This is a genomic window from Novosphingobium sp. PY1 (assembly GCF_017312445.1).
Classification (GTDB): Bacteria; Pseudomonadota; Alphaproteobacteria; order Sphingomonadales; family Sphingomonadaceae; genus Novosphingobium.
Genome location: NZ_BLTI01000009.1, coordinates 243158 through 256421, shown reverse-complemented (window position 1 = coordinate 256421; position 13264 = coordinate 243158). Strand labels below are relative to the sequence as shown.

The following is a 13264-nucleotide window of genomic DNA, read 5'->3' as shown; positions in this document are numbered from 1 at the left end:
CTGATGCGCCCGGCACCGCGCGCGGCGGGTGTCGCCCTGCCCGGCTCTGCAACTTGGCTTCCAGCGCCGGGATGGCAGGACGCGACGAACTCCGGACACGAAAAAGGGAAGCGTTTCCGCTCCCCTTTTCCTGAATTCGAATGGCTGTGAAGCCAGTCTGACGCTTAGCGCTTCGAGAACTGGAAGCTGCGGCGTGCCTTGGCGCGGCCGTACTTCTTACGCTCGACGACGCGGCTGTCGCGGGTCAGGAAGCCGGCAGCCTTGACCGTGGCGCGCAGGGCCGGCTCGTACTTCGAGAGCGCCTGCGAGATGCCGTGCTTCACGGCACCGGCCTGGCCCGAAAGACCGCCGCCCTTGACGGTGGCGACGACGTCGTACTGGCCTTCGCGGTCCGAGATCTGGAACGGCTGGTTGATGACCAGACGCAGGGTCGGACGGGCGAAGTAGACTTCCTGGTCACGGCCGTTGACGGTGACCTTGCCGGTGCCGGGCTTCAGCCAGACGCGGGCGACGGCGTCCTTGCGGCGGCCGGTGGCATAGGCGCGGCCCTGTGCGTCGAGCTCCTGCTCGCGCAGCGGCGCGTTCGAGACGGGGGCAGCCGCGACGGTTTCGTCAGCAGCGGCGACTTCGCCAAGGTCCTTGAGGTCGGACAGGCTCTGGACGGTATCGGTATCGGACATTACGCGCCCACCTTGTTCTTGCGGTTCATGGAAGCGACGTCGAGCGCTTCGGGCTGGGTGCCACCGTGCGGGTGCTCGCTGCCGGCATAGACGTGCAGGGCGCGCATCTGGTCACGGCCGAGCGGACCACGTGGGATCATGCGCTCAACGGCCTTCTCGAGCACGCGCTCGGGGAAGCGACCGGCGAGAACCTTGTCCGCGGTGACTTCCTTGATGCCGCCGGCATAACCGGTGTGCTTGTAGTAGGTCTGCTGCTTCAGCTTGTTGCCGGTGAAGCGGACCTTGTCCGCGTTGATGACGACGACATGATCGCCGCAATCGACGTGCGGGGTGAAGCTCGGCTTGTGCTTGCCGCGCAGGAGGTCGGCGATGATGACCGCGAGACGGCCAACCACCAGACCTTCGGCATCGATCAGATGCCACTTCTTTTCCACCTCGGCCGGCTTGATCGACCGGGTGACCTTCGTGAGCGCCTTCATGGCTGGTCTATCCCTATAGTTTCGAGCGAGCACCGCAAGAATCGCATGAGCGCGAATCTCCCGGTGCGCGGGAAGGCGGCCAATTCGTCGAAAACCGGCTCTAAGTCAAGCTGACTGCGGGATTGCAGAGAGGTAACATGATACCGTCAGGCATTTCCGGCAATCGCCGCAAGCCATCCGGCGGTGCCTGCAGCTGCCGCATCGCAGCGCCAGCCGACCACAGCCGGCTCCTCATAGGGATGGATCTCGGCAAGGCGGTTTACCGCCGCATCGAGCAGGTCGGAATTGGTCTTGAGCAGCGCCCCGGTCTCGCGACCGGCGCCCTTCTGGCCGTTCCACACGAAGACGCAAGTCATCGGCCCCAGCACATTGCCGCAGGCGATCAGCCGCTCGTCCAGCAGCTGGTGAATGGCGGCAAGCGCCGCTTCCTCATCGGGGAACGGGCACCAGACCAGCGCCGGGACCGGGTCGCCCGCCATGGCCGTCAGACGCCGAGGCCAACCATGTCGCGCCGCCCCAGAATGTGGACGCCCCAGACCGTCACGGCCACGAGCAAGGCGGCGCAGAGCTGGTGCGCCACGGCGATCCACAGGGTGACGCCCGACCACACGGTGAAGATACCGAGCAGGATCTGTGTTCCAAAGGCGCAGTGGATGGCCACTGAAGTCCCGCGTGCGCGCAAGGCGCGCATATGGCGGGACAGGACGACGAGCGCGGCGACAACGGCCCAGGCCCACCAGCGATGGATGAAATGGGTCATGTACGGATCGCTGAACAGGACGTGGAGCGGCCCCAGCCCCCATTCGACGCCGTCGGGGAAGAGGCTGCCCTGCATCAGCGGCCAGGCCCCGGGATTGAACCAGCCGGCCCCGGCCACGTAGCCCGCGCGAAGACCGGCGACCATCGCGCCCATGAACAACTGGAAGGCCAGCATGGCCAGCACGATACCGCCGAAACGGGTCACGCGGGCCGGTGGCTGGCCGAGACGCAGCTGCGCAAGGTCGAGCGCGGTCCAGATCAGGCCGCCCAGCGTGACCAGCGCGGTAAGAAGGTGCGCGGCAAGGCGGAAGTGGCTCACCCGGTCGAGCGCTTCGGGAGAGAGGCCGGACGACACCATCCACCAGCCGACCGCACCCTGCAGTCCGCCCAGGGCAAGCAGCGCGAGAAGCCGCGGCTTGTACCCCAGCGGGATCGTGCGCTTGAGCCAGAACCATGCGAGCGGCAGTGCGAAGGCCAGACCGATCAGACGCGCCAGCAGGCGGTGCACCCATTCCCAGAAATAGATGAACTTGTACTGCGCCAGCGTCATGCCGGCCGGCCCGTTCACGTCGACATACTGGGGAATCTGCTTGTAGCCGGCGAATTCCGCCTGCCACTGCGCCTCGGTCAGGGGTGGGATGGCCCCGGTGATCGGCTTCCACTGGGTGATCGACAGACCGGATTCGGTCAATCGCGTGATCCCGCCGACCGCGACGATAAGGATGACGAGGGCTGCCACGCAAAGCAGCCACCGAACCATCGGCGTGATATCGTCTGATGTGCCTATTATCGGGCGACCGTCTGCAACTCTCATGGCGCAACTCCCTGCGGTTTTGCGGCGACTTGCGCAAGAGGCTGCGTGAATCGGCGCATTGCCCCTTGATTGATGTTACAACATTACATATCTGCATGACCATGCGCAGCGCCCTGTTATCGATTCGCAACCGGCTTGACCGTGCAGGCATCGTCCTGAGCGGGCTGTGCGCCGTGCATTGCATCCTCGGCGTGGTTCTCGTCGGCATTCTCGGCCTGGGCGGCGAAGTCCTGCTTTCTCCCGCGATCCACCGGGTCGGCCTCGTCCTGGCACTTGCCGTCGGGCTCGTCTCGCTCGGTTTCGGCGTGATTCGTCACGGCCGCGTCGGGCCACTGATCGTCGGCGGACTCGGACTGGCGCTGATGGCCATGGCGATCGCGGTGGGCCACGGCCTGCCCGAAGCCGTGCTGACCGTGCTGGGCGTCAGCCTCGTGGCGCTTGCCCACATCACCAACTTGCGCAGCCACGTCCACTCCTGATCCGCCTTGGCCTTGCGCTGACAGGAAGGCACGCTATCTGCGGGGTCATGGCCGCAGAACTCTCGCTCACCGTCAACGGCGAACCGCGCCGGGCCGCTTCCGGCTCGAGCATCGCCGATCTCGTCACCAGCCTTGGCCTGGACCCGAAGAAAGTCGCGGTGGAGCACAACGGCGAAATCGCGCCGCGTTCGACTCTCGCCGACGTGCCGCTGGGCGATGGCGACGTGCTGGAGATCGTCCACTTCGTCGGCGGCGGCTGACGCCGATGCGATGTCGCCTCGCCTGATACCTGCAAGCCTTGTAACCCCCGCCCTTCCCGCTTACCGCGCCTCCCCGAAAGGAAGCGAACCTTGACCGATACCTCCGCAGACACCTGGACCGTTGCCGGCCGCACATTCCGCTCGCGCCTGATCGTGGGCACCGGCAAGTACAAGGACTTCGAGCAGAACGCCGCGGCGGTCGAAGCCTCGGGCGCGGAAATCGTCACGGTGGCGGTGCGCCGGGTCAACATCTCCGACCCCAAGGCGCCGATGCTGACCGACTTCATCGACCCGAAGAAGATCACCTACCTGCCCAACACCGCTGGCTGCTTCAACGCCGAAGAGGCGATCCGCACCCTGCGCCTGGCGCGCGAAGCGGGCGGCTGGGACCTGGTGAAGCTGGAAGTGCTGGGCGAAGCGCGCACGCTCTATCCGGACATGCGCGAAACGCTCAAGGCAACCGAAGTGCTTGCCGCAGAGGGCTTCAAGCCGATGGTCTACTGCGCCGACGACCCGATCGCGGCCAAGCAGCTGGAGGAAGCGGGCGCCGTGGCGATCATGCCGCTGGGCGCGCCGATCGGTTCAGGGCTGGGTATCCAGAACAAGGTCACGATCCGCCTGATCGTCGAAGGCGCCAGCGTCCCGGTCCTCGTCGATGCCGGCGTGGGCACGGCATCGGACGCTTCGGTGGCGATGGAACTGGGCTGCGAAGGCGTGCTGATGAACACCGCGATCGCCGAAGCGCGCGACCCGATTCGCATGGCACGCGCGATGCGACTCGCCGTCGAGGCCGGCCGCGACGCCTATCTTGCCGGACGCATGGCCACCCGCCGCTACGCCGATCCGTCGAGCCCGCTGGCGGGACTTATCTGAATCCCGCGAGTCCCTGCGGAAACCTTGCACAAACGTCTTGCGCCGGCCTCCGTTAGCCAACGATTGCATAGTTAACGCATTGGTAAACACTTGATGGTTAACTCGTTGACGCGAGGGGGATTACTTCGCGTCATCGGGACGACGATCATGTCTTACGCAGGCACGGCCACTCTGACGATCAGCGAACTGCGGGAGTTCGCCAGCTTTTCTGCAAGCGAACAGCGCTACATCCGGCGCAGCCTCGATGTCGGGCTTGGCCGCCAGGACGCTTTCAAGCTCTGGGCGCGCGACGCCGACGAGTTCAGCTCGATCCGCCGCCAGTACGTCGCTTACCAGGACCTCAAGGCCCTACGCGCGATGCGCCCGGACGACAGCCGGTTCGAGGATCTGGAAACCTTCATGGGCAAGCTCGTGCGCATGTCGGCTTTCGACCTGGCCCAGGAACGAATCACCACGTTTTCGGCCTATCGCTTTCTCTACGAGCGCCTGCTCGGCGCCTGGGCCCGGCCCTGGCTGCCCGGCGCGTTCTGCGGTGCAGCGGCCCTGCCGCAGATCCGCCCCGACCGCCGCAAGATGCTGCTCCATTCGATCAGCGAAGCCGCCGCCACTGCGCCGGGCTGGTCGGACCGCGAACCCAGCTTCTATCCCGAGTTCATCGAGAAGGAAGCCGCCTGAAAGCCATGGGGGGGTGACGCCGTCACCCCCGGCTGACGGTCAGTTGCGCTTGCCAAGCGTCTTGCGGATCTCGTCGCGCCACTCCGGTCCTTCCACTTGCGCCAGCAGGGATATGTCGACCGGCTCGCGCAAGGCACTGCCCTGTCGCAGCGCAATGCCGTAATCCTGACGCCCGAAAGTTCCGGGCAGCATCCCCAGTTCCTCATCGTCACCCTTGCGCACCATGTAGCGCAGCAGCGGCTCGTCATAGACGAAGGCGTCGATCTTGCCCGCGCTCAGTGCGGCAAGACCCGCTGCGACATCGGGATAGCCGGTGAAGCCGATTCCTTCCCCCGTCAGCCATTCGTCGGTCGCAGAATGGCGGATCGAACCCACGTTGACGCCGGGCAGGTCATCCGGCCCGGTTACCGCGCCGGAGAGCCGCCCCGCCGTCAGCGACGAGGCGATCATGCCGGTGAAGGTCGAAATGATCAGGATCGCAGCAAACATCCAGACCAGGGCAATAGCCTTGCCCGCCGGCGTACGCGGCGCCTTGTCGCCATAGCCAACCGTCGTCATCGTCACTGCCGAGAACCAGAAGCCCGAACCGATCCCCTCGGCGCCCTCGCCGAATTCCTCGGGATTGTGACGCCGCTCGACCAGCCAGAACAGGAAGCCCACGATCAGCAGCAAGGCGCAAAGTGCCAGCACGGCCTTGAGGAAATCGATCGTGAAGAAATTGCGCATCAGCGAAAGCCACGTGCGCGGCGACTTGTGGACCGCGATCCCGAAACCGGTCGGATAGAAGGGATGGGTGAAATCGACCTTGGTTTCGCGCCCGGACGTGATCGTCAGGGCCCCGACGCTGGCATCGTAGCGGCCATCGGCGACGCCATCGATCATGCCGGAAAGGTCGGATTCGACGAAACGGTAGTCGTAGCCGCGCTCGGCAGCGATGCGCCGCCACAAGTCAATCGCGAGGCCGCTCCAGTCGCCGTCGGGGTCCTTCATGGCGAAAGGCGGCGCTTCGCGCGTGGCGACGACGAGCCGGTCCTGTTCTTCTTGCGCCGAAGCGGCACCTGGCGCCAGGGCCGCGGCCAGAGCTGCGATAATCAGATAAAAGAGGGTGGTTAAGCGTTGCGGTCTGCAGGCCAGCGTTCGATCTCCCCGGTTGCCTTGTGTTTCAAACTGCCATGCGCGCAGCCTAGCACGATTTTTGCCGTTACCGCACGTCCGGCCGATGACCTGGCCGGTCTCCCCTCTTCCACATCGCTGCAATGGCTATCCGGAGCGGTTGACCTATAACGGCGCCATGACCGACGCCAAAACCGATGCCTCACCAAAGACTTCACCGGGATTTCCCACCTTCGGCCTCGCGCCGTGGTCGATCGCGGTGCCACTGCTTGCACTTGCCGCCATCGCCCTGGGCAAGCCCTCGGGCATCGCGCTGACCGCAGGTCTCGCCATAGTGCTGGGCGGCGCGATCATGTCCGCGGTCTATCACGCCGAAGCCATCGCCCACCGTGTGGGAGAGCCGTTCGGGACCCTGATCCTGGCCTTTGCGGTGACCGTGATCGAGACCTCGCTGATCGTATCGATCATGCTGAGCGAAGGCGCGGGGGCGCAGTCGCTGGCGCGGGATACCGTATTCGCCGCGATGATGATCACGATCAACGGCATCGTCGGCGTTTGCCTGCTAATGGGCGGCCGCCGCCATCACGAGCAGGGCTATACCCAGTCGGGCGTCAATCACGGGCTGGCGATGGTGGCGACCCTCTCGATCCTGACGCTGGTCCTGCCCAATTTCACCACGAGCGAGCCCGGCCCGTTCTACAATGCCAAGCAGCTTGCCTTCGTCGCCGCGATCTCGCTGATCCTTTACGCCACGTTCGTCGTCGCGCAGACCATCCGGCATCGCGACCACTTCCTCTTCGAAGATCCGGATGGCATCGACCACCATGTTGAGGTCCCGCGCAACAAGGCGCTGGCCGCAGGTGCACTCCTGCCCCTGGCGCTGATCGGCGTCGTCATGCTCGCCAAGGCGCTCTCGCCATCGATCGAGGCTGGCGTCTCGGCCATGGGCGCACCGCACGCAATGGTCGGCATCATCATCGCCGCCCTCGTCCTTGCTCCGGAAAGCTTCGCAGCCATCAGCGCGGCCAAGGCGAACCGCGTCCAGACTAGCCTCAACCTCGCGATCGGGTCGGCCCTGGCGACCATCGGCCTGACCATCCCTGCCGTCGCCCTGACCTCGCTCGGCATGGGACTCGATCTCGAGCTGGGGCTTTCGATGAAATCGATCGTCCTGCTCGGACTTACGCTGGTCGTGGCGACGCTGACGCTGAGCACTGGCCGCACCACGCTGGTGCAGGGCGTGGTCCACCTCGTGATCTTCGCGACTTACCTGTTCACCACGCTCGTGCCCTGATCGCCGGCACTGGCCATCCCCGGTATCGCAGGCCGACGCTGCCTCAGTTGCGGTAGAGAGCGTCGATCCGCTCGCCGTAGGCCTCGCGCACCTTGTGGCGACGGATCTTCAGGCTGGGCGTCATCATCTCGTTCTCGATCGAGAATGGTTCATCGGCGAAGACGAACTGCCGGACCTTCTCGATGACAGAGAGATCGGCATTGACCCGGTCGATGGCGCCGCGGATCGCGTTGCGGAACACCGGCAGGTCCTGAAGGGCCCTGATGTCGAAGGGAATGTCGTTGAGACGGCTCCACTCCAGCGCCCAGTCCGCATCGGGTACGATGAGCGCGACGACATAGGGCCGCCGGTCGCCGCTGACCATGGCCTGCGCGATTTCCGGCTGCAGGGTCAGCATCGATTCGACCTTCTGGGGCGAGATGTTGTCGCCCTTGTCGTTGACGATCATGTCCTTCTTGCGGTCGGTGATCCTGATCCGCCCGGCATCGTCGAAATGGCCGATGTCGCCGGTATGCAGCCAGCCGTCGATCAGGACATTGGCCGAGGCCGCCTCGTTCTGCCAGTAGCCATGCATGACCAGCTCGCCGCGGGTCAGGATCTCGCCATCCTCGGCAATACGGACCTCGACCCCGCGCAAGGGCGGGCCCACGGTGTCCATCGCCAGCCCCGCCGCGGGCCGGTTGCAGCTGATCACCGGACCGGCCTCGGTCTGGCCATAGCCCTGCAGCAGGGTCAGGCCCATCGCATCGAAAAATACGCCGATTTCGGGATTGAGCGGCGCGCCGCCGGAAACCAGCGCCTTGTTGCGCCCGCCGAAGCGCGCGCGGATCTTGGGCCGCAGGGTATGTTCGAGCAGCAGGTCCAGCGGATAGTCGGTCAGGCGCCGTTGCCCGGCCGCCTTGCGCGCCGCCACGGCCAGCGCCAGATGCATCAGCCGCGCGGGCAGGGCACCCTGCTTTTCGATCTGCTTCATGATGCGCGTGCGCAGGACTTCGAAGAGGCGCGGCACGACCACCATGATCGTCGGGCGCACTTCCTCGATATTGGACGCCAGCTTGTCGAGGCCCTCGGCGTAGTAGATCTGTCCGCCCAGGCCGATCGGGAAGAACTGCCCGCCGGTGTGCTCATAGGCATGGCTGAGCGGGAGGAAGGACAGGAAGGTCTCTCCGGCATCCCAGCCGAAATCGTCGCGGATGATCTCCGCCGCGCCGGCGATGTTGGTCAGCAACATGCCGTGATGCTGGCGCACCCCGCGCGGCGCTCCGCCGGTGCCGCTGGTGTAGATGATGCAGGCCAGGTCCTGCCGGTTGACGTCCACCAGCCGCGCCTCAGCTTCGGCGCGCGCCGCCACCGGATCGCCGGTGAGGAGCGCGTCCCAATCGTAGGTCTCGTAAACGCCGCCCTGCATCCCCGGGACCCGCTCCATCCCCACGACATGGCGGCACAGGTCGGTCTGGACGATGGCCGGCAGAAGCTGGCGCGCCAGCTTCTCGGTCGAGACGATTGCAGCCCTGGCACCCGAATTTTCGAGGATATGGATGTGATCGCGCACGGTATTTGTCGTGTAGGTCGGCACGGTAACGCAGCCGGCGGCCATGACGCCAAGGTCGGCGATGCACCATTCGGGCCGGTTTTCCGAGACGATGACCACCCGGTCTCCCGCCTTGAGGCCCATCTGCCCCAGCGATTGCGCGATCAGGCAGACATCGCGCGCCACTTGCGCCCAGCTGAGCGAAACCCATTCGCCGCCGCGCTTGCTCCACAGCATCGGGGCATCGCCCAGGGCGTCCGCGCGCGCCAGGAACAGAGAAACGATGTTCGTACTCTTGTCGAAATCGGCAAGATCCATGTGTGACATCCGCTCCGGTATAACTCGTCAGGTGCCGGTCTAGGCGGGCAGGTGAGGACCGGCAAGGCTGGCCTTCACGCCGTCAAAACCCGCTAGAGTGCCGCAGGTTCACTTGCCGGGGGCAAGTTTCGGACTGCCCGCGCCGAAAGGGACGCGGTCCGGTCGTCCGGGTTATTCGGTTCCCACGGCCTCGGCGACGGTCGCGAACCCGTCGCGCTTCATCAGCCGCTCCAGCCCCTTGGCGATCGCCTTGGCGATTCCCGGTCCTTCGTAAACCATCGCACTGTAAAGCTGCACGAGGCTGGCCCCGGCACGAATGCGCGCCCAGGCGTCTTCGGCCGTGGCGATGCCGCCGACACCGACCAGCGGCATCGCTCCGCCTGTCGCCTTGCGAAAATCGCGCAGACGCTGCTGGGCCAGGTCGCGCAGCGGCGCACCCGAAAGGCCGCCGCTTTCCCCGGCCTGCGGAGAGGAGAGGGGGGGCCGCGAGATCGTCGTGTTCGAGACGATGAGCGCGCCCAGCTTGCGGTCGATGGCAATGCGGGAGATCGCATCGACGTCCGCCGGTTCTAGGTCGGGCGCAACCTTGAGGAAGATCGGCGGTCCGTCATCTCCGCAGACCGCGCCGCGCGCCTCGATCACGGCATCGAGCAACCCGGTCAGGGACGATTCGTCCTGCAAAGCGCGCAAGCCCGGGGTGTTCGGACTGGAAATGTTGACCGCCAGGTAGCTGGCGAGCGGCGCCATGAGCCGGGCCATCGTCGCATAGTCGGCCACGCGGTCGACCGAATCCTTGTTTGCGCCAATGTTGATGCCGACGACTCCGGGCCTGCCCAGCCGCGCTTCGAGCCGTTCGACCGCCGCCTGGGCGCCGCCATTGTTGAATCCCATGCGATTGATCACCGCGCGGTCCTCGACCAAGCGGAAAAGGCGCGGTTTGGGATTGCCGCTCTGCGGCAAAGGCGTGATCGAGCCGACTTCGGCAAACCCGAAGCCGAGACCGAGCAGGGCGTCGGGCACCTCGCCGTCCTTGTCAAAACCGGCAGCCATGCCGACCGGATTGGCAAAGTCGATCCCCGCGACTCGCGTCGCAAGGCCAGCTGCTGAACCCGGCGCCTTCCTGGCCGGCGCATGTTTCAGCGCCTTGAGCGCAAGGCCGTGCGCCTTCTCGGCATCGATTCGGAACAGGGCGGGACGAAGAAGGGCGTAAATCACGGGCCTCCGCATAAGCTTGGAAGAGAACGATCTCAAATGCTTCTTTGCCGCACAGCGGCATGAAAAATCGATTGTTGTCTGCAGCCTGTTAGGCGCACGTGTCGCAATTCTACAATAAATTAGCGCGGTCGCAGCATACAGGAGAGCTGCGACCCGAAGGGCTCGTAGCGGGATGCGCACGAGTTCTTTATTACCTGATGGCGGTTTCCTGTCTCGACAGGGAACCGCCTTTTTTTCATCCCGCTGTCCGGATGCCGGCGCGCCGCATGGCCGCAGATCCCGGAAAACCGGATGCAGGCGCTCTCACATTCGACCATTGAAACTCGCCGGACCCTGCACTAGGTGAAATTGGAAAGATTTACTCCGATTTGAAACCCGGGTCCGGAAGACAACACCGAATGCGCCTTTCGAGCATGGCAGATTACGCCGTCGTCATCATGTCCGCTGCAGCGCGGCATTGTGGCGGTGCGCGCGTGTCGGCCGGCAAACTCGCCGAGGAAACCGGGCTTCCCGGACCCACGGTGCAGAAGCTCGTTAGCAAACTCACCGGCGCGGGGCTGATGCGCAGCTCGCGCGGCGTCGGTGGGGGACTGAAGCTGGCAAGACCGCCTGCGACAATCTCCATTGCCGACATCGTCGAGGCAGTCGAGGGGCCGATCGCGCTCACCGCCTGCCTCGAACAAGGAAAACACGACTGTACGCTGGAGGGGACCTGCAACATGCAACCGCACTGGCCGCAAGTGAATGCGGCGTTGCGCGGGGCACTGGCGCAGGTTTCGCTGGTCCAGCTCGTCGAGGAAGTGGAATGACCGAGGAAACGATCCAACCTGAACTGCGCGATCAGGCCGCGCGCGAAGCGGCCGCACGCGTGGCCGACTACGAGCACGGCTGGGTTGCCGACATCGAGCAGGAATTCGGGCCCAAGGGGCTCTCCGAAGATACCGTCAGATTCATCTCCGCCAAGAAGGAGGAGCCGGAATGGATGCTCGAGTGGCGCCTGAAGGCCTATCGCCGCTGGCTCGAGATGACTCCGCCCGACTGGGCCAAGCTCGACGTGCCGCCGATCGACTACCAGGAAGCCTACTATTGGGCCGCGCCCAAGAAGAAGGACGGCCCCAAGTCGCTCGACGAGGTCGATCCCGACATTCTCAAGGTCTACGAGAAGCTGGGCATCCCGCTCGAGGAACAGAAGGTCCTCGCCGGCGTCGAGGGCGCGCGCAAGGTCGCGGTCGATGCCGTGTTCGACTCTGTCTCTGTCGCCACGACCTTCCGCAATGAACTGGAGCAGGCCGGCGTCATCTTCCGCTCGATCTCCGAGGCGATCCGCGAATATCCCGAGCTGGTCAGGAAGTGGCTGGGCAAGGTCGTGCCCCAGCATGACAACTACTTCGCTGCCCTGAACTGCGCGGTCTTCTCCGACGGAACCTTCGTCTACATTCCCGAAGGCGTGCGCTGCCCGATGGAGCTGTCGACCTATTTCCGCATCAATGCCGAGAATACCGGCCAGTTCGAGCGTACCCTGATCATTGCCGAGAAGGGCAGCTACGTCTCGTACCTCGAAGGCTGCACCGCGCCGATGCGCGATGAGAACCAGCTGCACGCCGCCGTGGTCGAGCTGGTCGCGCTCGAGGATGCCGAGATCAAGTACTCGACGGTGCAGAACTGGTACCCGGGCGATGCCCAGGGGAAGGGCGGCATCTACAACTTCGTGACCAAGCGCGGCCTGTGCCAGGGCGCACGCTCGAAGATTTCGTGGACCCAGGTCGAAACCGGTTCGGCGATCACCTGGAAGTACCCGAGCTGCGTCCTCAACGGCGAGGATTCGGTGGGCGAGTTCTATTCGGTCGCGGTCACCAACAACTATCAGCAGGCCGATACCGGCACCAAGATGATCCACAACGGCAAGGGCAGCCGCTCGACGATCATCTCCAAGGGCATTTCGGCGGGCAAGTCGAACAACACCTATCGCGGCCTCGTCCGCGTGGCGGCGGGTGCCGATGGCGTGCGCAACTTCACCCAGTGCGATTCGCTGCTGCTGGGCAAGGAGTGCGGTGCCCACACCGTGCCCTATATAGAAGTGAAGAACCCCTCGGCGCAGATCGAGCACGAGGCGACCACTAGCAAGATCAGCGACGACCAGCTGTTCTACGCCATGCAGCGCGGCCTCGACACCGAGGAAGCGGTGGCGCTGATCGTCAACGGTTTCGCCAAGGAAGTCTTGCAGCAACTGCCGATGGAATTCGCGGTCGAGGCGCAGAAGCTTCTCGGCATCTCTCTGGAAGGAAGCGTAGGCTAATGACCGAACGCAAGACTCTCGGCGTCAGCAAGGCCGACGCGCCCAAAGCCGATGCCCGCAGCAGCTTCAACGTCACCGGTGCCCGTCTCGAGCGCCTCAAGGAACGCGCGCGCGATCAGCGCCGCAATCCCACCGAGGCGCAGGAGGCGCTCTGGGCCGAACTTTCCGGCTCGAAACTGGGCGGCGTCAAGTTCACGCGCCAGGCCGTCGTCGGCTCGGCAATCGTCGATTTCGCCTGCCCATCTCGCTGGATCGTCGTTTCGATCTCCCCGGCGAATGCCAATCCGGAAGTCGAAACGCTGCAGGACAAGAAACTGTCCGATGTCGGCATCCGGGTCCTGCGCTTCAGCGAGGAAGCCGTGCTCGGCGACCGCGAAAGCGTGATGAAAACCATCGTCTCTGAAATCAACAAGCCGTTCGACAAGCGCAGCGCGCGCAGTCAGTTCGCTCCCAGGATGGAGAGCGCCGAAGGATGACC

At 64.9% G+C, this 13264-nt stretch carries 15 protein-coding genes; 8 read left to right on the top strand and 7 right to left on the bottom strand.

Features of this window, described 5'->3' with window-relative positions:
• Nucleotides 1-164 precede the first annotated feature (164 nt).
• From rpsI to J3474_RS16965, 4 genes are all read right to left on the bottom strand, one after another.
• Nucleotides 165-680 carry a 30S ribosomal protein S9 gene (gene rpsI / locus J3474_RS16980; protein WP_013834509.1) on the bottom strand — a complete coding sequence of 172 codons (516 nt, stop codon included), beginning with the start codon at nt 678-680 and terminating at the stop codon, nt 165-167.
• Nucleotides 680-1159 carry a 50S ribosomal protein L13 gene (gene rplM, locus J3474_RS16975; RefSeq protein ID WP_007012539.1) on the bottom strand — a complete coding sequence of 160 codons (480 nt, stop codon included), beginning with the start codon at nt 1157-1159 and terminating at the stop codon, nt 680-682. Before rplM ends, rpsI begins: the two co-directional genes overlap by 1 nt.
• A 146-nt stretch (nt 1160-1305) precedes the next feature.
• Complete coding sequence (gene cutA / locus J3474_RS16970; RefSeq protein ID WP_207094941.1) at nt 1306-1638, bottom strand: divalent-cation tolerance protein CutA; 333 nt, start codon at nt 1636-1638, stop codon at nt 1306-1308.
• A 5-nt stretch (nt 1639-1643) separates the two neighbouring features.
• Nucleotides 1644-2732 (bottom strand): COX15/CtaA family protein, encoded by a 1089-nt coding sequence (locus tag J3474_RS16965; RefSeq protein ID WP_013834511.1) that lies wholly within the window; start codon nt 2730-2732, stop codon nt 1644-1646.
• Nucleotides 2733-2833: 101 nt separating this feature from the next.
• Here J3474_RS16965 and J3474_RS16960 point away from each other — a divergent pair, with 101 nt between their 5' ends.
• The 4 genes from J3474_RS16960 (at nt 2834) to J3474_RS16950 (ending at nt 5019) form a co-directional block, all read left to right on the top strand.
• On the top strand, nt 2834-3211 hold the full coding sequence (locus J3474_RS16960) for a MerC domain-containing protein (RefSeq protein WP_207094978.1): 378 nt from the start codon (nt 2834-2836) through the stop codon (nt 3209-3211).
• Nucleotides 3212-3258: 47 nt separating this feature from the next.
• Nucleotides 3259-3471, top strand: a complete 213-nt coding sequence (gene thiS / locus J3474_RS22755) for a sulfur carrier protein ThiS (protein ID WP_007012543.1) — start codon at nt 3259-3261, stop codon at nt 3469-3471.
• Between the two features lie 90 nt (nt 3472-3561).
• A complete protein-coding gene (locus J3474_RS16955) occupies nt 3562-4344 on the top strand; it encodes a bifunctional sulfur carrier protein/thiazole synthase protein (protein ID WP_007012544.1) in 783 nt (260 codons plus the stop codon).
• 147 nt (nt 4345-4491) lie between these two features.
• Entirely contained in the window at nt 4492-5019 is a 528-nt protein-coding gene (locus J3474_RS16950; RefSeq protein ID WP_007012545.1) for a hypothetical protein, read from the top strand.
• A 39-nt stretch (nt 5020-5058) separates the two neighbouring features.
• Here J3474_RS16950 and J3474_RS16945 read toward each other — a convergent pair whose 3' ends face one another.
• Nucleotides 5059-6276: a transporter substrate-binding domain-containing protein gene (locus J3474_RS16945; RefSeq protein ID WP_207094940.1), complete on the bottom strand. Its 1218-nt coding sequence runs from the start codon at nt 6274-6276 to the stop codon at nt 5059-5061.
• Between the two features lie 34 nt (nt 6277-6310).
• Here J3474_RS16945 and J3474_RS16940 point away from each other — a divergent pair, with 34 nt between their 5' ends.
• Complete coding sequence (locus tag J3474_RS16940; RefSeq protein WP_207094939.1) at nt 6311-7426, top strand: calcium:proton antiporter; 1116 nt, start codon at nt 6311-6313, stop codon at nt 7424-7426.
• A gap of 43 nt (nt 7427-7469) precedes the next feature.
• On the opposite strand, the gene J3474_RS16935 is transcribed toward J3474_RS16940, so the two are convergent.
• Nucleotides 7470-9275, bottom strand: coding sequence for a long-chain fatty acid--CoA ligase (locus tag J3474_RS16935; protein WP_207094938.1), 1806 nt, complete (start codon nt 9273-9275; stop codon nt 7470-7472).
• Nucleotides 9276-9446: 171 nt separating this feature from the next.
• Entirely contained in the window at nt 9447-10502 is a 1056-nt protein-coding gene (locus J3474_RS16930; RefSeq protein WP_207094937.1) for a quinone-dependent dihydroorotate dehydrogenase, read from the bottom strand.
• Between the two features lie 386 nt (nt 10503-10888).
• On the opposite strand from J3474_RS16930, the gene J3474_RS16925 reads away from it, so the two are divergent.
• From J3474_RS16925 to J3474_RS16915, 3 genes are read left to right on the top strand one after another with little or no spacing between them, the layout of a single operon-like run.
• Nucleotides 10889-11299 (top strand): SUF system Fe-S cluster assembly regulator, encoded by a 411-nt coding sequence (locus J3474_RS16925; RefSeq protein ID WP_207094936.1) that lies wholly within the window; start codon nt 10889-10891, stop codon nt 11297-11299.
• Complete coding sequence (sufB, locus tag J3474_RS16920) at nt 11296-12786, top strand: Fe-S cluster assembly protein SufB (protein ID WP_207094935.1); 1491 nt, start codon at nt 11296-11298, stop codon at nt 12784-12786. Before J3474_RS16925 ends, sufB begins: the two co-directional genes overlap by 4 nt.
• The gene (locus J3474_RS16915; RefSeq protein WP_013834520.1) at nt 12786-13262 is read left to right on the top strand and encodes an endonuclease domain-containing protein; all 477 of its coding nucleotides are present in this window, start codon (nt 12786-12788) and stop codon (nt 13260-13262) included. Before sufB ends, J3474_RS16915 begins: the two co-directional genes overlap by 1 nt.
• Nucleotides 13263-13264: the final 2 nt, after the last annotated feature.